This is a genomic window from Streptomyces sp. NPDC020299 (assembly GCF_044387825.1).
GTDB lineage: Bacteria > Actinomycetota > Actinomycetes > Streptomycetales > Streptomycetaceae > Streptomyces.
The window spans coordinates 72,804-95,710 of record NZ_JBIRWL010000022.1 but is presented as its reverse complement, the minus strand read 5'-3'; the positions used below and the strand labels follow the sequence as shown (position 1 = coordinate 95,710).

Sequence of the window (22,907 nt, the reverse complement as noted above, 5' to 3'; positions counted from 1 at the left end):
TTCCGTTCGCCTGGCCACGGTATGCGCACTGCACGGCGCGCCGACGAACTGGCCCCGTCCTCAGAGGCTTCGACCGGGGCTTCGAAGACTGAGCCGTAGGCCTCAGCCAGCGCCCCGCGACTCGATCAACCGGTTGGTCAGCTCCACCGTGGCGAGGTACCACCAGAAGATCCAGTCCAGGAACGCTTCGTCGTAGTCGCCGCGCTGGTCCGCCTTGCGGTGGCGCAGGCTGTAGCGGTTGGCGATCTCGAACAAGGCGCCTTCATCAGGCTTGCCGACTTGGTCTTTGATCAAGGCACGGCGTTCCTCGAGGATGCCCGCGAGGGCGACGATCGCCGATCGCTTGCTCTCGGCTGTCGTGTCGCGGCCCCGGAAGAGCGCGATGGCATGGCGGACCCGGGTGGTGATGTCCGGGGCGCCGTCGTTGAGTGCGCGGTGCACCAGTGCGCTGCGCGCATCGTCGGTGACGGAGACCAGGCGCCCGAGGACCTCGCCTTCAGCGGCGAGCTCGTACTCGATGCCGGCCTCGCGCAGCAGCTGGTTGACCTTCCACCGGTACAGGACGCGCGCCGGTCCGTTGTGGAACTCAGAGTGGTGCCACCCGCACATGTTCCAGTCGTGGAAGCGGCGCATGCGGGGGCGGCTGACCAGGTCGTGGAACACCTCGATCAAGCCGTAGAAGGTGTCCTCGTCCCACGTCTGCGGGTCCAGGGGCCACAGGTGAGGGATGCCGAGACGACGGTCGACGACTTCGGAAGGGTCCGGCAGATCCCGCGGATCGTCGACGCATTCCTCATCGAACACTTCGACCAGGTAGCCGTTGTCGGCGAACTCGTTGATGATCCGAGCGGAGTCGCGCCGGGTGTCCCGCGGTGTGCTGCCGTCGTGCGAGAGGCCGCTGCCGCGGCGCTGCGGCCAGTCCGGTCGTGGTGCAGCGGCGTGCCGGAGCTCGGCTGCACGGCTGACCAGCTCGGTGAACCACTCCTGCTTGTCCGTCCCGGCGGTCCTCCCATGAGGTGTTCGAGGACCGAAGGATGCGCTCGCCCTCGGACACGAACAGCGATGTGGGCCAGAGGAGTTCGTAGTTACTCAGGTCCAGACTCACCGCAACATCATCACCCATCGGGGTGTGTCCCGGCCCGGAGTGATGGATTCCCGTATCAGTCCTGGATGAGCTGCTGGAACTGCGGGCAATCCGACGGAGCAATTGCCAAATCCTGTGGATCTGGTCCGCGCGGCCGGACGTCAGTTGGTTCAGAACCGAGTCCGGTCTCACAGGGTGGTGTTCGCCTGCCGTATGACGGATGAGCTGCTAACTTCCGCGTCATGGCGAACCAGAGCGACGGCACAGATCTACGAAGCCGGGTGGCCGATGCCGACAGCGGTGTCCTGTTGTTCGGCATCACGCCGCCCCGCCTGAGTAACACTCCCGAGCGGATCCGGGAGATCACCGCAGCCACCCTGGCACGGTTGGAGTCCCTTGATGTCGACGGTCTGGCGCTGTACGACATCGACGATGAGAGCGACCGTAATCCGGCGCAGCGGCCGTTTCCGTACCTGCCGACCATCGACCCTGCCGTGTACCACGCGGACTATCTCGGCAAGTGGAACCGCCCGGTGGTCGTCTACCGGTGCGTCGGCAAGTACTCCCCGACCGAGCTGCGGACCTGGCTGCGGACGGCCGAGGCCGACCGGCTGCTCGGCGTCTTCGTCGGCGCGTCCTCGAAGGGGAAGGCGGTGCGGACCGGCCTGTCCGAGGCGCAGGACCTGCGCCGCGATGTCCGCCCAGACCTGCTGCTCGGTGGCGTGGCCATCACCGAACGCCCCGAGGAGCATCTGCGGCTCGTCGCCAAGCAGGTGGCCGGATGCGCGTACTTCATCTCGCAGGTCATCTACAGCGCCGACGCGGCGAAAAGCATGGTCTCCGACTACTACTACGCCTGCCGCGAGCGGGACCTCGAACCGAGGCCCGTCCTGTTCACGCTCTCGGTGTGCGGCTCGGTGAAGACGCTGGCGTTCCTCCAATGGCTCGGCGTCGACGTCCCGCGCTGGCTGGAGAACTCCCTGCGCCATGCGGACGACACCCTGGCCGAGTCATACCAGCACTGCTTGGCGAACGCCCGGGACCTGATCGCCTTCTGCCGCAAGCTCGGCATGCCGTTCGGCTTCCTCGTGGAGAGCGTGTCCATCCGCAAGGTCGAGATCGACGCCTCGGTCGCCCTGGCCCACGAGCTCAGCAGGCTGCTCGGACGAGGTACACCCTCGGTGTGAAGCCGGGCACGAACGTGCGGCTGTCGGATCCCGCGATCGGGACGCGGCTCAGGCCGCGCTGGCGTCCTCCCGTTCGACGAGGACGCCGCGCTTGAAACGGGCTCCGGCTCGCACGAGGGCAACCAGCTGCGGCGCATGGACCGCGCGCCAGCGTTCCTGGGCGGACTCGATCAGCTTGAACGTCATCGCCAGAGCGGCCGACCGCGACCCGGCGCCACGGGTGACCTTGGTGCGCAGCGTGCCGGACCCTCATGGTCAGTGCTCCTGCGGTCCATGTCAGACCGGCGTGGAAGGCTCCGCGGTATCGGTTCAGCGTGGAGGGGTGGTCGCGATGTGGAACAAGGGGAAGGTCTGGCGGCTTTGCCGCGAGGAGGTGGTCGGCGAGATCCTCATTGAGGAGGGCGACTTCCCCTGGTTGTCCGGTCGCTTCGTGCCGACAGCGGAGCGATGCGGTTTGGCCTCGTAGTCGCGGGCCAGGCGACGGTGGTTCATCAGCCAGCTCAGGGTACGTTCGACGGTCCAGCGGCGAGGCAGGACGGTGAAGCCCCTGGTGGTGGGGTCGCGGCGGACGATGTGCATGTCGATGCCGAGGGTCGCGGCGCGCTCGACGAGGTGCTGGCGGCAGCCGGCGTCGACCCAGGTCTTGCGGACCGTGGGATGCTCGGCGGCCACCTTCTCGATGAGGGCCCGGCCGGCGACGGAGTCCTGCACGCTCGCGGCCGTGACCAGCACCGCTAGCAGCAGGCCGACGGTGTCGACGACGATGCTCCGCTTGCGGCCCACGATTTTCTTGCCCGCGTCGACACCCTGACCGGCTGCGGGAACGTTGGCGGAGGTCTTGATGCTCTGCGAGTCGATGACGCAGGCACTGGGCTCGGCCTCTCGGCCTTCCTGCCTGCGGACTTGGCGGCGCAGGAGGCTGTTGAGCTGGTCGAAGACGCCTTCCTCCTGCCAGCGGGCGAAGTAGGCGTAGACGGTGTTCCAGTGCGGGTAGTCGTGCGGGAGGTAGCGCCAGGGAATCCCGGTGCGGTTCACGTAGAGGATGGCGTCGAGCAGACTGCGCAGGTCGTGCTCCGGTGGGCGGCCGATGTCCAGTACGCTGCCGCGGCGTTCGGCCCGCCAGGCAGTCAGGACCGGCTCGACCAACTCCCAGCGGGCATCGGACAGATCGCTCGGGTAACGGCGGCGCTCAGGCACGATCCGGGACTACCCGCAAGGCCCAGGCGCGCGTGCCAGCGCTCGAAGCACGCGGCGCGTAATCCGGCGCCTTGGGATGAAACAGGAGCAGGCAGACCAAGACGCCCGCTTAATCAACCCTCCCGCAACGCAGACCGCATCAACCCCATCGCCCCCACCAGATCCAGCACAGATATCCATCCAAAACACCTTGATGGCGGGCAAAACGCCCTCTAAGTGCCTGTTTCCGAACCCCGTATTAGCAGTTCAGGAGTCATTAGCCCGAGATGAGCACTCCGGGAAAGCGTTCGGGGAACGTGTTCGGCGTTCGTGGGTGTGGTGCTGACACAGACCGCGAGCGGGCGGAGGGCGTCCTGCCCGATGACTCGCGAGCCATCTGTATCGGTACTGAGTGCCTCGTCGTCGAATTTCTCCGACCGGCAGGCCCTGGAGGACGTGCAGATGGATACCTGGCATGACGCAGTACAGACAGCTGGTCCAGAGCATCCGCGGTGGGCCGAACACATGGGCGAGATGGCGGCCGACCAGATGGCGAATGTATGGGGCGACTGGGTCAACCGCGCCAATCCCTCGATCCCCTTGCTCGTAGGCACCTTCGCACGCGAGGCGCCCAGGACGGCGTGGACGTCGCGAGGCGAAGAGACGAACGGCTGGTGGGCCGACCGCCGCCCTGGGCGGCACGCGGCGACCGAGCGCGGCACCCCGACGACACCCGGGGTGCCGCGCTCGGTCGGCGTCGGCCGGAAGGCGCCGTCCAGCCGAGTGCCTTCGCTGCGGCACGGTCCAGCCGATCTCGGCGACGACTCGGTGCCGTTCATGATCTGCTGGGCCCTTCCTGCGGTCGGCAGGACGAGTCGGGGAGGTCGGCCAGGCGCCGCGCCCAGAAGGAGCGGTCGCTCCAGCGGGCCTCCTGGGCGTGGATGACACGGTGGCCGCGCAGATACGCGCTCCGTGCGGCCTCGACCTTGTCCGCGTATGCGGCGAGGGCCGAGTCTGCGCCGTAGGGGGCGCGACCCAGGCGGGTGTCGACGGCCAGTCCCGCGCCCAGCCCGGTGTAGAGAGCGGTCAGCACGCCCTGGGAGGAGAGCGGGTCGAACGCGACCGCCGCGTCCCCGGCGGCGGTCCAGCCGTCTCCGTACACCGTGTCCAGGTGCGCTGTGTGCGCGGCGGCCCGGCGGGGCGCGGCAGGTGATGTGGGCGGGGGTCCGTCCCGGTGGATCCATCGGGACACGTGGCGGGTGGCCGTCATCCGTCGGCGGAAGTGGCGTGCGGTGTGGGAGGCGGCGGGCAGGTCTGCGTCGGTGAAGTAGGCGACCAGTCGCCCGCCGGAGGGCTGCGGGGCGGTGTACCACCAGCCGTCCTCGTCGGACTCGACGAGGGAACGGCGGTCGGTGTCCAGCGGGTCCGCCTCCAGGGGCATGTACAGAGCTGTGAGCCGGTCCCCGACCCGCCGCCGGGCCCCGCAGCGGACGGCGATCGCGGCGGCGCGGCCGGTGGCGTCGATCACCCAGCGGCAGCGCACCGTACGCTCGCCACCGGACCGGGTACCGGCAGGGCCGGTGCCGCCGCGCAGGAGCAGGGTCCAGCCGCCGTCCGGCGTCCGCGCGGTGTCGCGTACGGCCGAGCCCTCGGCGACCTCGGCCCCCGCCGCGCGCGAGGCGTCGCGCAGACGCCGGTCGAACAACCGCCGGTCGAGGTGCCAGCCATGGCCGTGCGGGTCGTTGATGAAGTCCACGGCGTGCAGGTCGGCCGAACCCCACGCCGAGAGGCTGCCGTAGCAGGGCAGATGCCCGGAGTCGAGGACACGGTCGGCGACGCCGAGGTCGCCGAGCAGTACCCGCCCGGCGGGCACGAGCGTCTCGCCGACCTTGGGCGGCCCGGTGCCGGCGTCCGCGAGCAGAACCGTACGGCCGGCACGGGCGAGCACGAGCGCGGCGGCGCAGCCGGCCGGGCCGCCGCCCGCCACCACGACGTCGTAGGTGTCCGTGCCGGGAGCGAGTGCGGCGCTCACCGCGCGTCGCGGAAGGGGTCGAGTATCTCGAGATATCCGGCGGTGATCTCCTCCTCGCGGTAGCCGGTCGCCCGGGCGGCCTCGCCGATGACCCGTGCCGCGGACTCGGCCTCGGCGGTTTCGGGGGAGAGCCTTCCCTCGGGCCGGATGCCCGCCGCCGCGGACAACACGAGCGGACCCGCCTCGGGCACGTGCAGGTTGACGAGGTTCGCCGTGTCCGGTGCCTGATCGAGCGGTTGTCCCGGGCGTGACTCCACCAGGATCCGTTCCGGGAACTTCCCGTCGCCCACTGTGTAGTCGCGCACCTCGACGATGCCGAGCTTGGGCCAGTCCTTGATCATCTGTGTGCGCTGCTGGTTCATGGTGCCGTTGAGGCCGCGCAGCCAGGTCGCCCGCCGCTCGAACGCCTCTTCCCGGGCGCTGTCGTCGCTCCCGGTCGACGGCGTGTTGACCTTCTCGAAGTCCTCCAGCTTGAGGACATGGTTGGGTACCTGGGCAGGCCAGAAGGTCGGCAGGTAAGGGCTGTACCGGGGCCCCAGGTTGGCCAGCACCTCATAGCCGGAACGGCAGCTCGCGGTGTCCGCCTGCCAGGGGGCGGCCATCCAGCGAGTGAGGTCTCCGGGCCCCTGTGCGTGCAGGGGCCCGTTGACGGCGACCGCTTCCTGCGGGGTGAGGGTGGGCCCGTAGTCGGGTTCCGCGGTGCCGGTGGCGCGGTGGCGGATGCGGAAGGGTTCGCTGAACATGCTCGGGTGCCTGATCGGCCAGGTGACCTCGCACCCCGGGTGGAACGCGTCAGCGGCGCAGTTCTCCAGGGCCGCCCGGTCCAGCAGCCCCGGCTGCTCGCCGACAGGGGCGTCGTCGACCGTGGGGCGCGGCTGCCGCAGGGGTCCGGCCAGGAAAGCCCCGTCCGCCCAGCGCTGCAGCATCCAGTCCTGGGTCGGCGACAGCACCAGGTGCTGACGCACGGACTTGGGCGTGCTGGCCATGGCGTCGCCGTAGATCCACGGCCACGGCAGCGGCGACTTTCCGTCCCGGTCGTAGTCGCGCAGGGCAGCGTACGTCTGGCGGCGCAGTTCCCGGTTCCGGTCGGACGGATCTGCGAGCCTCTTCCGCATGGCAGGCGAGAGGAAGAAGTGGGGGCCGTTCCAGCCGAACTGTGCCGCGAATCCCTGGTTGACCCATTGCAGATCGCAGAACCGGCGGAGGATCGGCTCGATGTGATCGGTGAACGAGATCTGCTGCGGGCGGGTCAGCGAGCCGGCTTGGACGAAGACGTCGAAGAGCAGGTCATGGAGGGTACGTATGGACTTCACGCCGGGGGCGTAGTGCGGAGGCCCGACCACGACCCAGGCCGGGGTGGCGGTCAGATCCTTGCCGTCGATACGGACCGTCGCCGTCACCGGGCCGTCGGACACGTCGTCGTACCAGGTGTTGTTGTTGGCGACCCCGGTGATCGGCTGGTTATTGTAGGAGGCGGAGTTTCCCCGGCCACCGAGCACCAGCAGGCGGCCGTCGGAACGGGTGGAGATCTCGCCGAGGTACACCGCCTTGCCCATGATCTTGCCGGTGTCGAATTTCTGCGTCTCGGTCTTCGAGCCGCGGACGGTGCGGCTTTCGGGGTCGTTGACCAGCTTCTTCCTCTCGGCGCCCACGACGTCGGCGTTGCGCAGCGCGTATTGCTCTGCCGCGAGCGTGTTGCCCTCGGGTATGTCCAGCGCCAGATGGAACTGGTACCAGGCGGCCTTCTTGTTGGCCAGATGCACCGTCCACTGGATCTCGGAGACACCCTCGGTGCCCGGCTTCAGCTCCCTCACCACCTCCCCCGCGGCGTTGTAGCCGTACACACGGAACCGTGCGGCCTGCCTGCGGAGCGCCCCGGAACCGTCCTTGTAGGAGCCGGGGTCCGCTGGTTTCTGGTCCGGTGATTCCGGGCCGATGAAGGGTGCTTCGACACTGTTGCCGACCCGGGCGACACCGATGGCGGGGTGAATCTTCACCTTCACGATCTGACTGTCCATCGAAGAACCTTCCGTTGGGGGCCGTCGGGATGCGGTCTCGAACGTAAGACGTGCAATTCCGCCCGGGGGTCACACCCCGACGGGGCTGATCGACGGCCGATCATCATTGACCTCCTACCAACTGCTGCCGCACACAGGCGAGTTCGCCCCGGCCAGAGGTGTGTGGCCGCACCTGAGGAGATCGCCGGACGCGGTCTCGATCAGCTCACCGCGCCGGTGAGGACCTGGCGCGCACCCAGCTCATTCCCCTGCTGGACGCGATCCCCCGGATACGAGGGCTGCGGGGACGTCCGCGTCACAAGCCCAAGCACCTGTTCGCCGACCGCGGCTACGACTTCGACAAGTACCGACGGCTTCTTCGGGACCGTGGCGTCAAGCCTCACATCGCCAGACGCGGCACCGCTCACGGCTCCGGCCTGGGACGTACGAGGTGGGTCGTCGAGCGAACCTTCGCTTGGCTCCACCAGTTCAAACGCCTGCGGATCCGCTACGAACACCGCGCTGATCTGCACGAGGGGCTTGTGCAACTCGCGTGCTGCATCATCTGCTGAGCCAGCCGAACGCGTCGAGGCGGGCGGCATTGGGGGCAGCTGCGACTGCGGGCTCGCTCGCGGACAGCTGGCGGCACTGCTCGACTCACGCAGACAATGTTCACTCCGCCGGCCTGTTGCGATGGCTGCGCCACGTTGGCCGGCTGCCGCCACTGGATCTTGACCGTTTGCCATCGGACTTTGACGGACGCGAGTGTGTCATCGGAGTTTGATCACCGCAGGTCAGCGACTCAGCGCACCTTCGGTGCGCTGAGTCGCTGACCTGCACTTATGGGCAGTTCCTCGTAAACGTGTAGGTCAGAGCCTTGCGATCGTCATACAGGCTGCTCAATTTGTGGGGACGGGGGGGTCAGGAAGGCTTGACCGCCGAGACCGGGGTGACGGTCACCTTGTTGTCGCACTCGGCCCACACCCCGTCGTTCAGGGCGACCTGGTGCTTCCCGGAGTGCGGCAGCCCGATGACCATCGTCGGATACGTCACCGGGTCCTTGCCCGACACGCAGTAGCCGTCGGCCTCCCCCTGGACCTGGACGAAGGTCAGCTTCACCCACGCCTTGCCGTGCGGCCGGACCTTCACGGTGGCCGCCCTGCCGGTGGGGGTGACCTTGAGCGGGGTGTTGTGGGCGGGGGAGCCGTTGCCGGCGCCCGCGACCGTCGGATGGCCCTTCAGGACGCACGTCCTCCGGGAGACGTTGGTGAACTGCACGACCGCCGCCCCGGTCCCGGTCCCGACGGGCCGGTGGACGGCCTGCCAGGCGCTGACCTGGAGGGCGGAGGCCGGGCAGGCGGGCGGCGGGGTGGAGGTGGTGGTGCTCGCCGCCAAGGCGGTGCCGGGCAGGATGCCGGTCACCGCCGCCGCGACGGCCGTGACCGCCGTCGTCGCCAGAGCCGCCCTGCGAATGCCGTTGCTGTGACGCATGCTGTCGTCCCCCTGAGTCGTCTCGTCCGCGGGTTTCGGTCGTCGGTTGTTGCCCCGCGGTACGCGTGGTCCTGGTACGTGAGTGCAGACAGGGCGGGAGAGCGGCAGGGTTCCGTGCGGCGACCACTTGTGACGGAACGGTGACGACAGGCTGCACCCGTGCAGATGACCGTCAGGACAGACAGAAGCACCTCCAGCAACACTCAGGCGCAGGCCCGCCTCGTCGCGCACGTTGCGGGCGCGACGGGTGTTGGTCGGGTTGAATCCGCCGATGTAAAAGTGCGTGCCGTCGAACTCGAACACGACCGGGGTGACGTCGGGCTGCCAGTCTGCCGAGACGGTCGCGACGCGGGCCAGGCGCTGTGCCCGGATGTAAGCGATCTCTCCTTCGGTGAAGGACACGGTGGGGGTCGTCCTTTCGTCAGGGGGAGGAGTGAGCGGCCAGGTGGACGCGTGCTGCCAGGAGACCCCCCAGTCGGTCAGTGCCGCTCTGACCTGGTGGGCGTCCGCTGTGTTCCACGCGCGGGCGAGGCGTCCGTCGGGCCGTACCAGCGCGGCCGCCAATCCGGACCAGGGCCTGGCGGGAACCACCTCCACCGTCGGCGAGCCCAGCGCGTCGAGCTCGCCGGCCGGGGTGAAGTCCACCAACAGGAAGCGGTCGACGCGCCGTCGGCGCAGCAGGGTGTCCCCGTCCGGCAGGCGCAGGTCCGGCACACGGTGCCCGTCCAGCGGGTGGCCCGCATCGGGGGCGCGGCAGGAGACGCTGAGCCCTGACAGCAGTCCGGCCAGGTGCGCGTTGGTCTCCGGACGGGCGAGCAGCGTGCTCATCAGCTCGCACAGGGCCGCGCCTTGGGGGGGTGAACGTGGTCATCAACGCGGTCTGGGCCTGCGTGTTCTGCGCCAGGGACTCGGCCACCGGGCGGCGTTCACGGTCGTAGGAGGCTGCGCCGTCGGTGATCAGGGGTGTGGCCCGGCCCTTGACCTCGGCCGCGAGCTTCCATGCGAGGTTGACGGCGTCCTGCATGCCGACGTTGACTCCCTGGCCACCCGCCGGGAAGTGCACGTGCGCGGCATCACCGGCCACGAAGACACGGCCGGCCCGGTACTGGGTGGCGTGGCGGGTGGTGTTGCCGGCCGTGGAGATCCATACCGCGTTGCGCAGCCCGTAGTCGGTGCCGGTGATGCGCTTGAGGATGCCGCGCAGGTCCTCGAGGGTGAGCGGCTGGCTCCGCCGGGCGGCGACCTGCTCGGGCGTCAGGCCGGTGTCCTCGGGCAGTACGCCGAACACGCGGTGGATGCCGTCGAAGAGCGGCACGACACCGACCCAGCCGTTCTCCTGGTCCCAGGCGTGGGTCGCGTGCTCCGGTGCCGCGTCCAGGTGGACGTCTGCAAGGTAGGACACCGTGTTGCCGGGCGTGCCGGGAAACTCGATGCCTGCCTGCTGGCGGACCGGGCTCCATGCGCCGTCGGCTCCGACCAGGTAGCGGGCCGTGTGGACGGTGTCGCCTGCGCGCACGCGCACGCCGGTGTCGTCCTGCTCGAATCCGGTGACCTCTCGGCCGTAGTGCACCGGGATGCCGCGCGCTTCGACGAGCGAGGCGAGCACCCTCTCGGTGGTGGCTTGGGTGATCTGCAGGATGTAGGGGTGGGGGGTGTCCAGCTCGGTGTAGTCCAGCAGTTGCGGGAGCATGCCGAAGTACGTCCGGGGCACCGTGCGGCCGTGCGACAGCAGGATGTCGGTGAGCGTGCGGCCGTCCTCGGCCCGCACGGTGGTGAGGACCTCCAGCGTGCGGGGGTGCAGGACGGCGGCACGGGAGTTCTCGCTGCGCTCGGTGAGCCGCTCGAGGACCTCCACCTTCACCCCGGCCGAGTCCAGGAGCGCGGCGGTCAGCAGACCGACCGGGCCTGCGCCCGAGACGATGACGTCGGCGCTCATGGGTGCCCTCCGCTCACGATCGTGGGCACCGCTGCCGGGGCGGTTGCCCGCGCCGGTCGTATCGCTCCGGTCTCGCTGGTGCTGCGCACCCTCGGTGCCGGCCTCTGCATGTCACTCCTCAGTGGATTGAGTCGAGGGCTGCGAGCGGCTCCCGCCGCGACAGGGCCGGCGACCCGGTTCCTGCCTCACAGCCGACGGCGGGGTGGGAGATTGCCGGATCAGCGCAGGAAGTCCAGTACTGCCGCGCTGAGTTCCTCCGGCGCTTCTTCGGGCACGAAGGGGCCGGCATCGGGGATGACCAGTCCGGTCACGACCATCGCCGCCCGCAACACAGCATTGTTCGGCATAGCCGGCGAGCTACCGCCAATCCCGTCGCCCCGTTCAAGGCAGCCCACGCACACGAGGCAACCCGCCTCGCAGTCCTGTTGCTCCTCGGCGAGCGTCCCCGGCGGTGAAGGGGGGGCATTCCCAACGGGTTGCCCCCATCCGCGCCGCGGTGATCGAGCACATGTTCGTGCCGCCCGACGAGTCGGTCGAGACGCTTGCTGACCGCCTCGTGGACGTCGCCGAGAGGATGGAATCCAGCGGGACTCGCCCAGTGAGACGGACGAACAGCCCGCCAGCAACAGACAGGTGAGCAGCGGAGACCAAGCACGGCGGGTGAAGCGTATGACGACCCCTCACAGGCAGGCGGATAGCTTTGCAGATGCTGCCCTATCACCGGTCGCGCCTACCGAGCGGGGTAGCTCCCCCAGGAGCATCGGCGCCCGCGGCGGAGACGTACGACAGGATCGGCGGCCCGGATGCCTGGCAGGAGTCCACGAGACAGGCTTCCTGCCGCCCCGCGCCCGGCAGACCTGCGGCGCGCCCTCCGGACGAGGGGCGCGCCGCCGGGTGCGAGGCTCTCCGGGTGCTGGGGTCGGTGGTCGCCGGCACACAGGCGGGAGGGTGTGGGTCAATGGCGGGCGTCGTGGCGGTCGCGGCCACGGCGGTCGCGGTGGTCACGGCCCCAGGAATAGTCGTCGACGAAGCGGCCGCGGTCGTTGCGCAGAGTCGCGGTGTCGTGGTCGTTGTTCCACACGTACCGGCACCGATCCTGGTACAGGTCGGTGTGGCTGTCGCGACCCTCGCCGGTGTGGACGCGGACCGTGGAGCGGCCCTCCAGCCGGTAGTGGTGGAAGGTGTAGGTGTGACCGTCCTCGTCCACAGCGTCCACTCCTCGGTTGGAGCGGTTGTCGCGTCCCAGGGAGTCGTACTGCACGCCACTGATCACCACATGCTGACGATACGCACGACCGCGGTCGTGGTCGTGGTCGTGGTCGTGGTCGGCAACTGAATGCCGGCAGCCCACCGCGCCCACCAGGGCGGCCGCAGCGGCAGCAGCGACACGACGGGCGTTCACAGAAGCGGAAACGGCCTTCCAGTTCTCCGACCCACCCGGCGGCCTCCGGCCCCTGCGTGACGCGCACGCCGCCGACGAGCAGCGCCGGATGGGCGGCTGAGGTTCAGTACGTGCGAGGCGGATCTGATGTGCCGGACGGAGACGTGAGCTCCGCGCCCACGTGGGCGTACACGGCCGGCACTGGCACCTTTCGACTTCTTGTCGCCTCCGATCGAATCGCCGCTTGCGGCGAAGGGCAGGTATCCGCGATCGCGAGGGCCGCGAGAACGGACAGGACGACGACGGCCTTCTTACCCGTGGTCATGTGACGTTCCTTCCAGGTCGGTGGTTCTTGGTGGTCGCCGCGGAAGCCGACGGTTCCCCGATCAGGGCGATCAGTGTCCCGGCAGCCGCACACAGCAGTACGGCCCACAGCCGACGTGAGGGCCCCCAGTCCGCCGACAGGGGCTGGGCGAATGCCTGAGGTCCCGTCGGAAGGGGGATTGGCACGGGGACAAGGACACACAGCACCGCGCCCGGCGCCGCCAGTGTCCCGCCTCCTGTGCCCGCGGTGCGGCGGAGCCCCAGCGCGGCGAGTGCGAGCACCGCGGCGAGCAGGCCCGCGGCTTCCAGAGCAAGGCCTGGCCCGGGCAGCAGGTCCCGTTCTGCCGGTGCCACCGCCCGTACGCCCAGGACCAGTACGCCGGTCCAGGCCGCCGTCACCGACACCACCGCGATGGCAGCACGCACGGCGCGCGGCACCCAGCGCGGTACCGGCACCACCTCTGTCGTGGCGGCGGCGGGGTCGTCCAGCATGAAAGCGGTACCCACCGCGAGAAGCACGGCGCCGGCGCGTATCAGCAGCACCGCGTCGGTGAGCCGCAGACCGCCCGACACCGCCGCGGGGACGCCGATCAGCAGCAGCGCGACCGACCCGGAGACCAGCAGCGGTGTCGTACGGGAGGAGCGCAGCGCGTAGCGGAGAAGCAGCGGCCACGGCCTCGCGGTCCTCATCGGCACGTGCTTTCGTCAGCGGGGACCCGTGCGGGGGCGCGCACGCCCAGCAGTTGCGCCGCTCGGTCGGTGGTGGTGTCCGGTGCGGTCAGCTCGCGCCACGAGGCCTTGACGCGCGCACCGATCCGGTCGGCGGGCTGCGCGAGCAGGTCCTGGGCGAACTGCGTCTCCCTGGGTTCGAAGTCGAGGCCGGTGGCGGAGTTCAGCACCAGCAGGCTGAGCCCGCCCGTGCTGCGGGCTTCGAGGTCCCGTAGTGCGCGAAGGACCGTTCGACGACCCACGTCGGGGCAGTGGTTGGAACCCGCGGACGTCTTCGCTGCGGCGAACGATGTCGAGGACGAGCCCGAAATGCCGGCTGGTCCAGTCGGTGAGGTGGCCGGTGTGGCCGCCGTCGGCCCAGACCCGCGCCAGCCGCCGGAAGCGGCCGGCCGCCGCTGGCAGAAGGGACCTGGCGCCGTCTCGGTCGGTCACGGACGCCGGTGTGACCAGCACGGCCAGGAGAAGTCCGAGCGTGTCGGTGAGCAGGTGCCGCTTGCGACCGTTGATCTTCTTGCCCGCGTCGAAGCCCTGCGCGATGCGATGCCGCTCCCGCCCTGGCAGGAGGACCGTGGCGGTCAGACGGTGGACGGGATGGGAGCTGAGGAGGGTAGCGAGTTGCTGTCGAATGCAGAGCCGGCCGACCGGGCCGGCCGCGGCGCGACCTTGCAGCTGCCCTCGGCTGCCGTGTCAACCATCACCCTGCTCGATGTCCAGATGGATGGGACCCCGAAGAACGGGGCTGGGCCGGTACGGCGGCGGGTCGGCGACCAGCCTGGGTCGGTCGAGGCGGCGTACCAGCTCGGTCAGCGCGATCTGGGTTTCCCGCCGGGCCAGCGGGCCTCCGAAGCACAGGTGGATGCCGCTGCCGAACCCGAGGTGCTGGTTGTCACGTCGGTCCGGATCGAAGCGGTCCGGATCATGGAAGCGCTTGGGATCGCGGCTGCCTGCGGCCAGCATGAGCATGATCTGCGAGCCCTTGGGGATGACGGTGTCGGCGACGGTGATGTCGCTGTACGCCGCCCGCCAGGGAATGATGTGCACGGGGGGCTCGTAGCGCAGCAGTTCCTCGACCAGCGGCACGACGAGGTCCGGTTCGTGACGCAGTCGCTGGAGCACCTGCGGGTGGCGCAGCAGCGTCAGCATGCCGTTGGTGATGAGGTTGACGACGGTCTCATGGCCGGCGATGAGGAGCAGTCTGGCGGTGGCGATGATATCGGCGTCGGCCATCCGGCCGTCGGGCCCGTCGTCGTTGGCCAGCCGTGACAGCAGGTCGTCTCCTGGCCGGCCGTGGCGCTGTTCCACCAGCTCGCCGAGGCGCTGGCGCAAGTCCTTGCGGGCCTGTACGCCCTTGTCCAGTTTCTCCTTCGGGTCGGTCTCGGGGTTGTAGTCGATCGAGTTCATGAGGTCGTTCACCCAGAGGTGGAACCTCGGCTCGTCCTCGCGTGGCACGCCGAGCAAGTGACAGGTCACGGTTACAGGGAACGGGAAGGCGAAATCGTCGACGACATCGATCTGCTCCTTGCCCACCAAATCGGCGATCAGGCTGCCGACGGTGGCGGTCAGGAAGCCTTCAAGCCCGGTCACCAGTCCAGGGGTGTGCGGGGGGCCGAAGTGACGCATCGCCATACGCCGCAGGCGATCGTGCTCGGGCGGGTCCATGTGGATGAACGACGACGTGGCCCCCTCCTCGGCTGGGGGCATCGGACGCGACAGATTGCGCAGGTCGGAACTCAGATGCGGGTCGTTCAGTACGTCCGTGAGCTCGCGATAGGTGCTGATGACGTAGCTGCCGTCCTCTTGCCGGGCCACCGGCGTCCTGCGCAACTCGGCATACAGCGGGTAGGGGTCGGCCCGGGAGGAGTAGTCGAAGATCCGTTGCAGCATGCCGGGCGTCCCGGTCGTGGTCGTCAGGCCTACCTCCTGCCGATGCTGGTGCACGGCCGTGGCGCGGCGCTCACCCGGGTCATAGCCTGTAACGACCACCGTGGCACCCTGCGCGAGCAGGGCGGGGCCGGGGAAGTCGACGGGCAGCGGCTTCGTGTCGGCCGACTGGTCCGGCGTCGGGCAGGGCGGCGGGAAAGGTGCGGCCGCCTCGATCAGCCGTCGGTAGTGGTCCAGCCACTTACCGTTGTTGAAGCTCACGGCAGCCGTGACGCGGCCCCGATAGCCATATGCGGTGACGAAACGGTGGTCGTCCAGCGATCCCTGAGTGACGACCACCTCGTCGGCGAAGGTCGGCACGCCGACGGACTTGATGTTGACGCCGAACTGGATCGACCAGAACAGCGGGACGGACAGGTGGGGCCGGCGGTCCGCCTGGCCGCTGACCATGTTGTGCGCCGCGACCTCGGCCTGCTCCACGGCGTTGGCCCAGTGCTCCTGTGCGATGAGCCGGGATTCGTAGATGGGGTTCGGGCAACGTGCCACGTCTCCCGCAGCGAAGACGTCGTCGAGGGCGCGGCCATTGATGTCGAGGGCGCGGCAGCCCGTGTCGCAGGCGATTCCCCACACGCCCGCCGCCAGTCCCGACTCCCGCAGCCACTCGGTGTTGCGGATGCTCCCGAGTGCCACCACCGCCACATCGGCGTCAACCGTACTGCCGTCGTCGAAGTGAGCACGGCGAAACCGTCGCTGCGCGTCACCCTCCAGCCAGGCGACCTTGGCACCGCACCGCAGGTCGACACCGTGAGCGCGCTGCATGTCCGCCGCAACCTCACCGATCATGGCGCCGAGCGCCCCGACCAGCGGGGCCGCCCCGAGTTCGGCGACGGTCACCGGGATGTCCCGCTCCCGGCAGACGGAGGCGATCTCGGACCCGGTGAATCCCGCACCGATGACCAGCACGCGGGAAGGCCCGGCGGCGAGGGCCCGCTGCAGGCTCTCGGCATGCTCGCGTGTACGTACGACGAACACTCCGTCCAGGTCCGCCTCGGCCTCGACGAACCACGGCCGGGCCCGTACCCCGGTGGAGATCAGCACCCGGTCGAAGGGAATCTCGCGTCCGTCGGCGAGACGCACGTGGTTGGCCGCCAGGTCCAGCCCGGCGGCGGGCACGCCCAGCAGCCACTCCGCGTCGATGTCACGGCGTCGCGGCAGCATGGTGCCCCCGGCCGGCACCCAGCCGGTCAGTACCTGCTTGGACAGGGGAGGCCGGTCGTAGGGCTCGCCCGTCTCGTCACCGATCATGGTCAGCGATCCGGTGAATCCCTCGTCGCGGAGGGCCTCCGCGGCCCGCAGTCCCGCCAGGGACGCTCCGACGACCACGACGCGGCCGTCGCGCTTGAACGCTCGCAGGGTGTCGGCGCTGGTCATGACGTCGACGCCTCCATCGGTACGTTCCGCCCCTCCAACTGGTCGACCAGGATCGCCTGGACCGGGCAGGCTGCCGCGGCCCGCAGGACCTGGTCGCGCCGGGCGTCGTCGGGGTTCGGGTCGTACATCAGCGCTTCTTCGCCGTGCATCCGGAACGCGTCCGGGGCGAGGAACGCGCACTGCGCGTAGCCTTCGCACCGGGAAAGATCAACGACAACTCTCATCCCGAGCTCGCCAGGGAGCGGGAGCTGCAGACCCTCAAGCCGGCGCCACTCCGGCGCGCAAGGGAGGATCCGGCCGCTGGCCTCCCCTGCGAAGTGCGAGGGTACACCGCGCTCGTCGAGGTCCCCACGGTAAAGAATTGATCATCGGAGCTCAGGCAATCGGCGCGCCTGACCAGGGACGTATCCATGTTGTGGATGCATTTTGGTTACGCAAGCGGCGCTCTTTTGGATTGCCGTTCTTCGACGGAAACCATGTGGCACGGTACGCCGGAAAGCCGTCGCAAAACCAGCGTAACAGCGGCACCTGTACCGGCGAGTCCGATAACCGGGGAGACGAACGCCTGACATCCAACGTTGACATCAACGACGCTGGACAGCGGCCTACCTTGGTGGAGAAGCGGCGTACGCGCCACGGCAGCGAGACGCCGAGTCGTAGAGGCCGGAACGAACTCCTGGTAGCGGTGACCGGCGGTAGCCCCATGCCGTCGCGTGCCCACTCGGCCTGACTCGGGCAGCCGCGCTTGACCGGGCCATCGAGACTCCGCCGATCGCGTAGGCAGGCTCCGATGACGGCATCCCGATATGCACAACCGTGGGCGGGCAATGCCTGCCTCGGCGTGCCTGTCGGCCTCGCGCGCACAGCAGCGTGATCAAATAGGGCATGGCATCGTCCTGGACCGGTAACCTGGTACGCCTGCGCGCTGTCGAGCCCGACGACTGGACGGCGTTCGCGCGTTTGGCCGACGATGACGGGCCGCAAGGGGGCCGACTGGATCTGCCGAGGTCTGCCGAGAGCTACCGTGCCTGGGCGAAGGAGCAGGCCGTTGCCGAGTGCGATGACGACCGCTTCCGGTTGGCGGTCGAAGCGACGGCCACGGGAGAGCTGATCGGTACAGTCGGCTCACATCGCACCGGCCCTCGCTCAGGCTGGTTCGAGTTCGACATCACCATCAGCGCCGGATACCGGCGCAAGGGCTACGCGACGGAAGCCGTGGTGCTGCTGCTGGGCTTCATGTTCGCCGAGCGGCGCTATCACAAATGCCTGGCGGCGGTTTTGGCCCACAACGAGGCATCGCTGGCTCTTTTTCGTGGGCTCGGCTTCACCGAGGAGGGGCGCTTGCGGGAACACGTTTTCTTCGCCGGCCGGCACCACGACCTTGTCATGATGGGCATGCTCGTCAACGAGTTCGACCGGCGACACACGATGAGCGAACCATGAGCCGGTGATCCGAGCGCGTGTGGAACGGCACTCGGGCTTGATCGACGTTCGTTGTTCGCGGGTGGAGGCGGCCTGCCACCGAAAGTAGGAGTGCCCTCAGCCGCGCAAGGTGGCACGCAGGTGCAGGCCGGCGGTTGCAAGACCTTCGAAGGTGGTGACCCGGTAGCCAGGTTCCGCGCCGGGCGGCTCGCTCAAGTGGTAGCGGCGGGCTGTCTGCGCGGTCATGAGCGTGAGCATGGCCATGGCCAGAGCGGCTCCCTCGCAACCGTGCGGCCCGGTACCGAAGCCGAGGAAGACCCCGGGGTTCGCCGACGAGCCCGAATCGTCGAGCCAGCGTTCGGGCCGGAACCGGTCCGGTTCGGGGTGTTCCCGTGCGTCGCGGTGGGCGGTGTAGGGGCAGACGAGAACGGTGGATCCGGCGTCGATGGTGTAGTCGGCGAGCTGAGTCTGTCGCGGGGCGCGCCGGCTGAGCAGCCAGCTCGGGGGGTGCAGTCGGAGCACTTCGCGTACCAGCGCCTGGGTGTACTGCAGGTTCTCGAGGTGGGTGCTGGTCGTCGTGGCCGGGTCGGCGGGCAGCAGGGCGGCTTCGGCCGCGACGCGGTCCGCGGCCTGGGCGTATCGGGCCAGGTGGAGCAAGATCCATCCCGCTGCCCGGGAAGGTGTCTCGAAGGTGGCGACGGTGATTCCGGGGAGAGTGTCCAGGATGGCTTCTTCCGACAGCAGGCCGTAGCGGGAGGAGGGCAGGAGCATCTGTCCCAGCACGTCGTCACCGAGCCGGCCCGATGAACGGCGCCGGCGGACGATGGACCGCAAAGCGTTGGTGAAGGCGACTTGCCGCCGTGTGCGGAACCGCCGTGCCTGTGTGGGGACCCAGCGCGGCCACACCCAGCGCGAGGGGCGTACCAGCACCTCCCGGGCCGCGAAGAGCTGCCACGCGAAGGGCAGCAGGGCAGGAGCGTCTTCGGAGAAGAGGTAGCGCACGCCGATCTCTGCCAGGACGGGCCGGACCATGGGCAGAATCTCTACGTCCCGCCCCGTGGGCCACTGATCAGCAAATCGAGCGGTCCCGGGCGCGATCTCACCGATCCGGGCCGCGACCGCCTGCGGGCGCAGTCCGCGCATGCGGGCGGCGCGAGCGTGCACCCGTTCCTCGGGCATCGGCGCTCCGCCGGTCCGCTTCAACGGCGGGAAGAGAGGTGAGGACGGCTTGGGGAAGTCCTGCGCGCGGCGCAGGACCGCTTCACACACCCCGGCCGTAGCGGCTACGTAGACACCCGACTCCAGCTGCCACACGTCCCCGCACTCGTCAGCGCCACGGCACGCGAGTCCCAGCCGGTCGCGGCTCCAGGCCGCGAAACTTCCTCCGGGCAACCGCGGCGGCTCATTCACGCAGCCCATGGGATCGCCTCTGACTTCTCGTACCAGTCCGGCCGATATCGTCGGCAGCGTGGCCAGGAGTCGGCGGGAGCCCGGGGGCGCCCGCCGAGCCTGTAGTCACACCCTGTCGCCGGTGTGCGTGCCCCAGTCGTGGGCCCCGTACGCACCGTAGTTGCGGGTGAAGGACAACTTGGCGAGCAGTTTGGCGATCATGAGGCACTCCTCTCGCTTGCCTTCGCATCATGTGCCGTTCGTCCAATTTTTTCGCATATAGCACATGGATACAAGGCGCGTGTTTGCGGGCCGGGCCCGCAGCCGGCCAACGTCGCCCCGGAGTCGGCGGTCAGTGCCGCCTAGCACCTCGGGAAGGCGGCGGGTTGGCGAGCTGTGACCACTGCCGATAATGGCCGACGACGGCACCGATCCGGCGTCGTCCGCCTACAGGCCGGGCGCTCGGAAGCCGTTCAGGTACCAGAACGCCACCGAGTACCAGACCAGGGCGATCACCGTGACGAGCGCGCCACCGGCGAGCGGGAGCGCCCAGCCCGGCCAGCGGCGGTGGCGCACCACGACGACCTTGGCGACGAAGGCCCCGTAGAGAAAGCAGCCGGCGAGGGAGTACAGCGCCTCGCGGGGCCCGGTCAGGCTGACGCCGTAGGCGATGATGCACTGCTGGGCGATCGGGACGGAGAACAGGAAAGCGAACCTACCGATCAGGCGGTACACGGTGCCCACCGGCCGCAGCGCGGCGCGCAGGCAGGGCAGCCGGCCGTACATCCACAGCGCGAGAAGCAACTGGATCGGAGTCCGTCCCGACAGGGCGCTTCCCATCTGGGCCTTGAGCAGGGGCACGGTGTGGCCGTGCGCCCCGAACAAGCTGCGCCGGTATTCCGGGGTGTGTACCCGGCCGTACCAGAGCAGGGCGGCGGTCACCGCCAGGGGCAGCAGCTGCCACAGCAGCCCCAGGAGCTGCCGGGTTCGGTACGGAGGGTGAGGCGTGGCACGTGATCAGCCGTCCCCGCCATCGGCCTTGCCGCCCCGAGGAGCGCCGGCCCGAGTGGACGCAGAGCGCGGCGGGCCGGTGATCAGAAAGCCCGCGAGCGCGGCCACGGCGCCGACGGCCTCGGCGATCGCGCTGCCGGTCCTCTTCGGCCCCCAGAACGGCTCGTACATGTTCGGCAGCGGACCAAGAGCGCCCACGTTCACGTACCCATAGAGCAGCACGGCGCCCAGCGCGGAGACGGACACCAGGAACGCGAACACCCACACCGGCCGCCAGCGACCGAGCAGCAGGACCAACAGCGCGGCCAGCGACGCCACGGCGGCTTCGATGCGGAACAACGTTCCCTGGCTGATCTGCTGCCCGACCCGGTCATACGGAGAGGCGAGGCTGGCGTGCACGTAGGCGTCCACGGCCAGTGCGGCTGCGGTCACCACTTGGAGCAGCACGCGCACGACCGTGCGCATGCTGGTGGCGGTGCGGTGCGGGCGGCCGCCGGGACCGGGAGCCATCGCTACTGCCCGGTCGCGGTCGCGGCGGCGCTGCCGAGGGCCGGTGATGCCGGGCCGTTCCCGCCGACCTGGAAGTGGGTGTCCATGCTGGGTTCCCGGTGTTTGTCGATGGAGCACCACAGTTCGTAGCTGCCGGCCCGGAGGGTGACGGTGAGACGCGCCTGGCGGAACTTCACTCCGTCGCGGGCGGGGCGCGGAGATCCGAAGTGGTGCACGACCATGTTTGGCGGACCTCCCTTCCGCGACAAGACTTGCCCACGTTCCCGGCCGCGCCAACGCCGACACTCTCCGCGGGCGGGCCATCACCCGATCGGGCCCCCGCGGCCATCATCAGCAGTGAAGGGGGGGCCGCAGCCCGAACCGCGGCCAGTGACCGGCTGCCCCGCGCATGCGAAAGTCGAATCCGAAGCGGCACGGTGAAGGTGAGCGTGCTAAAGCTCGTCCGAGGCATGGTCACGCAGCACACGGAGGCACTGCTGACCCCATACATCCCGACGGTGGAAGATCCCTTCACAGGCTGAGGCGTCGGCGGCCCATCACGCTCGGAGCCAGAGCCGGATCGCGGCCACCGTGACGGTGCCGTGGAAGACGTACGCCCGTTTGTCGAAGCGGGGCGCGACGGCACGGAAGCTCTTCAGGCGGTTGATCGTCCGCTCGACCTCGTTGCGGCGCTTGTACCGTTCCTTGTCGAAGCCGACGGGGCGGCCACCTCTGCTGCCACGGCGCCGACGATTGGCTCTCTGGCCCTTCGGCTCGGGAATGGTGTGCTTGATCCGGCGTCTACGCAGTCGGGGCGGTGGTGCCGAGGGGTTGACCTTTTTTCGGTGTCCGCTGAGTCTTCCTGCGGGCGACGGCGTGCTGGTGGGCACGGCAGGACGTCGAGTCGACGCCCACCATGCTCCAGTCGATCCGGTCCTCGGCATCGACGTCGACTTGGACCGCCTGGAGTATCCGTTCCCAGGTGCCGTCGGCGGACCAGCGGCGATGCCGTTCGTAGACCGTCTTCCACCTGCCGAACCTCTCCGGCAAGTCTCGCCACGGGACCCCCGTCCGCTCACGAAACAAGATCCCGTTGATCACCCTCCGGTGGCGGGCCCAGCGCCCACCACGCCGCCCGCCCACAGGCAGATGGGGTTCCAGGCGGCACCACTCGTCGTTCGTCAGATCACCACGGCCCACGACCAACTACACGGCCACGACGACAGGAACGCTCATGATCCCCCGGCCCCCTGCCGCCCCCGTCTCGTGAACGCGCGCCGTCGCCCCGCCATGGGCCCGGAGGCGAAGCCTGGGACCAGCACTCCCCTTCTCTGGTCGCGGGAGACATTCAAGGCTTCAGCGGCTTGAATACCGGCCGCGCCTGCGGCAGTGTCCCCCGCGCCGTCGGGACTTGCGCCGCTTGCCCCCGCTTCCAGCACAGTACGCACCAGGCACATCCGCGCCGCCCTGACTGCCCCTCAGCCCTGCGCCCAGAGGCCCGGACCACACCGGTTCGGTCCTCGCTCATGCCCGTCACACCACCGGCTCCGCCACGGCGTTCGCCGAGGAGCCCAGCAGCTTGATCGATCTGATGACGGTCAGCACCTTCACCATCAGCCCGTCGGCTATCAGGCTACCGAGCCCACCCAGAGTTCAGACACAGGCACTCAGCTTGTCTTTTAACCTCTGACGCTGTCGCGCTCGGTGATGCTCTCCGGTCGTCTGGTCGTTTTCCCGACGTCGTAACGGGTTGTGGGGCGGTGGTTCTTCGAGCCCAATGCTCTTCCTGGTCCGGTCCTCCCGGGAGTCCTCCACCACCAGGAAGAGGACGCTGCCGTTCGTGGAACCGTCTCCGAGAAGGGTACCCCAAAAGCAGCCGTGGGGACACCAGCCCCACCAACCCCCGGGGTACAGAAGATTGAGGAGGAAAGGCAGAAAATAAGAAGC

Annotated in this window: 16 protein-coding genes and 8 pseudogenes; 3 read left to right on the top strand and 21 right to left on the bottom strand. The window is 69.2% G+C overall.

Annotated elements, in window-relative coordinates:
• Positions 1-102 precede the first annotated feature (102 nt).
• Positions 103-1,105 (bottom strand): annotated as a pseudogene (locus ACH45E_RS39150) (hypothetical protein).
• A gap of 221 nt (positions 1,106-1,326) precedes the next feature.
• Here ACH45E_RS39150 and ACH45E_RS39145 point away from each other — a divergent pair.
• Entirely contained in the window at positions 1,327-2,271 is a 945-nt protein-coding gene (locus tag ACH45E_RS39145) for a 5,10-methylenetetrahydrofolate reductase (protein WP_361457176.1), read from the top strand.
• Between the two features lie 48 nt (positions 2,272-2,319).
• On the opposite strand, the pseudogene ACH45E_RS39140 reads toward ACH45E_RS39145, so the two are convergent.
• The 4 genes and pseudogenes from ACH45E_RS39140 to ACH45E_RS39125 all read right to left on the bottom strand — a co-directional run.
• A pseudogene (locus ACH45E_RS39140) lies at positions 2,320-2,508 on the bottom strand (IS256 family transposase); the annotation flags it as partial.
• A 72-nt stretch (positions 2,509-2,580) separates the two neighbouring features.
• Positions 2,581-3,468 (bottom strand): IS5 family transposase, encoded by an 888-nt coding sequence (locus tag ACH45E_RS39135; RefSeq protein ID WP_361457173.1) that lies wholly within the window; start codon positions 3,466-3,468, stop codon positions 2,581-2,583.
• A gap of 814 nt (positions 3,469-4,282) precedes the next feature.
• A complete protein-coding gene (locus ACH45E_RS39130; RefSeq protein WP_361457170.1) occupies positions 4,283-5,479 on the bottom strand; it encodes an FAD-dependent monooxygenase in 1,197 nt (398 codons plus the stop codon).
• Positions 5,476-7,497 carry a LodA/GoxA family CTQ-dependent oxidase gene (locus ACH45E_RS39125; RefSeq protein WP_361457167.1) on the bottom strand — a complete coding sequence of 674 codons (2,022 nt, stop codon included), beginning with the start codon at positions 7,495-7,497 and terminating at the stop codon, positions 5,476-5,478. The genes ACH45E_RS39130 and ACH45E_RS39125 overlap by 4 nt, the downstream gene beginning before the upstream one ends.
• 233 nt (positions 7,498-7,730) lie before the next feature.
• Between ACH45E_RS39125 and ACH45E_RS39120 the strand changes: the two are divergent.
• Positions 7,731-8,048 (top strand): annotated as a pseudogene (locus ACH45E_RS39120) (transposase); the annotation flags it as partial.
• Positions 8,049-8,397: 349 nt separating this feature from the next.
• Here the strand turns inward: ACH45E_RS39120 and ACH45E_RS39115 are convergent.
• From ACH45E_RS39115 to ACH45E_RS39065, 11 genes and pseudogenes are all read right to left on the bottom strand, one after another.
• The gene (locus tag ACH45E_RS39115) at positions 8,398-8,967 is read right to left on the bottom strand and encodes a DUF4232 domain-containing protein (protein ID WP_361457217.1); all 570 of its coding nucleotides are present in this window, start codon (positions 8,965-8,967) and stop codon (positions 8,398-8,400) included.
• 237 nt (positions 8,968-9,204) lie between these two features.
• Positions 9,205-9,795 (bottom strand): annotated as a pseudogene (locus ACH45E_RS39110) (hypothetical protein); the annotation flags it as partial.
• Positions 9,796-9,868: 73 nt separating this feature from the next.
• Positions 9,869-10,903: pseudogene (locus ACH45E_RS39105) on the bottom strand (FAD-dependent monooxygenase); the annotation flags it as partial.
• A 218-nt stretch (positions 10,904-11,121) separates the two neighbouring features.
• Positions 11,122-11,250, bottom strand: a complete 129-nt coding sequence (locus ACH45E_RS39100; protein WP_361457164.1) for a hypothetical protein — start codon at positions 11,248-11,250, stop codon at positions 11,122-11,124.
• Positions 11,251-11,858: 608 nt separating this feature from the next.
• Complete coding sequence (locus ACH45E_RS39095) at positions 11,859-12,266, bottom strand: lamin tail domain-containing protein (protein WP_399042476.1); 408 nt, start codon at positions 12,264-12,266, stop codon at positions 11,859-11,861.
• A gap of 339 nt (positions 12,267-12,605) precedes the next feature.
• Complete coding sequence (locus tag ACH45E_RS39090; RefSeq protein WP_361457158.1) at positions 12,606-13,298, bottom strand: hypothetical protein; 693 nt, start codon at positions 13,296-13,298, stop codon at positions 12,606-12,608.
• Positions 13,295-13,579, bottom strand: a complete 285-nt coding sequence (locus tag ACH45E_RS39085) for a hypothetical protein (RefSeq protein ID WP_361457155.1) — start codon at positions 13,577-13,579, stop codon at positions 13,295-13,297. Before ACH45E_RS39085 ends, ACH45E_RS39090 begins: the two co-directional genes overlap by 4 nt.
• Before the next feature lie 151 nt (positions 13,580-13,730).
• Positions 13,731-13,823, bottom strand: a pseudogene (locus ACH45E_RS39080) (IS5/IS1182 family transposase); the annotation flags it as partial.
• 201 nt (positions 13,824-14,024) lie between these two features.
• A complete protein-coding gene (locus ACH45E_RS39075) occupies positions 14,025-15,221 on the bottom strand; it encodes a cytochrome P450 (RefSeq protein WP_399042474.1) in 1,197 nt (398 codons plus the stop codon).
• 51 nt (positions 15,222-15,272) lie between these two features.
• A pseudogene (locus ACH45E_RS39070) lies at positions 15,273-16,649 on the bottom strand (NAD(P)/FAD-dependent oxidoreductase); the annotation flags it as partial.
• A complete protein-coding gene (locus ACH45E_RS39065; protein WP_399042116.1) occupies positions 16,646-16,873 on the bottom strand; it encodes a ferredoxin in 228 nt (75 codons plus the stop codon). The pseudogene ACH45E_RS39070 and the gene ACH45E_RS39065, both read right to left, overlap by 4 nt.
• 661 nt (positions 16,874-17,534) lie before the next feature.
• Here ACH45E_RS39065 and ACH45E_RS39060 point away from each other — a divergent pair.
• A complete protein-coding gene (locus ACH45E_RS39060; protein ID WP_361458222.1) occupies positions 17,535-18,092 on the top strand; it encodes a GNAT family protein in 558 nt (185 codons plus the stop codon).
• 96 nt (positions 18,093-18,188) lie between these two features.
• On the opposite strand, the gene ACH45E_RS39055 is transcribed toward ACH45E_RS39060, so the two are convergent.
• From ACH45E_RS39055 to ACH45E_RS39035, 5 genes and pseudogenes are all read right to left on the bottom strand, one after another.
• Positions 18,189-19,481, bottom strand: coding sequence for a cytochrome P450 (locus ACH45E_RS39055; RefSeq protein WP_361458225.1), 1,293 nt, complete (start codon positions 19,479-19,481; stop codon positions 18,189-18,191).
• Positions 19,482-19,907: 426 nt separating this feature from the next.
• Positions 19,908-20,402, bottom strand: coding sequence for a DUF6529 family protein (locus ACH45E_RS39050; protein WP_361458228.1), 495 nt, complete (start codon positions 20,400-20,402; stop codon positions 19,908-19,910).
• Positions 20,403-20,477: 75 nt separating this feature from the next.
• Positions 20,478-20,981, bottom strand: coding sequence for a hypothetical protein (locus ACH45E_RS39045; protein ID WP_361458231.1), 504 nt, complete (start codon positions 20,979-20,981; stop codon positions 20,478-20,480).
• A 2-nt stretch (positions 20,982-20,983) separates the two neighbouring features.
• Positions 20,984-21,202, bottom strand: coding sequence for a hypothetical protein (locus ACH45E_RS39040; protein ID WP_361458234.1), 219 nt, complete (start codon positions 21,200-21,202; stop codon positions 20,984-20,986).
• Positions 21,203-21,517: 315 nt separating this feature from the next.
• Positions 21,518-22,160 (bottom strand): annotated as a pseudogene (locus tag ACH45E_RS39035) (IS5 family transposase).
• Positions 22,161-22,907 lie beyond the last annotated feature (747 nt).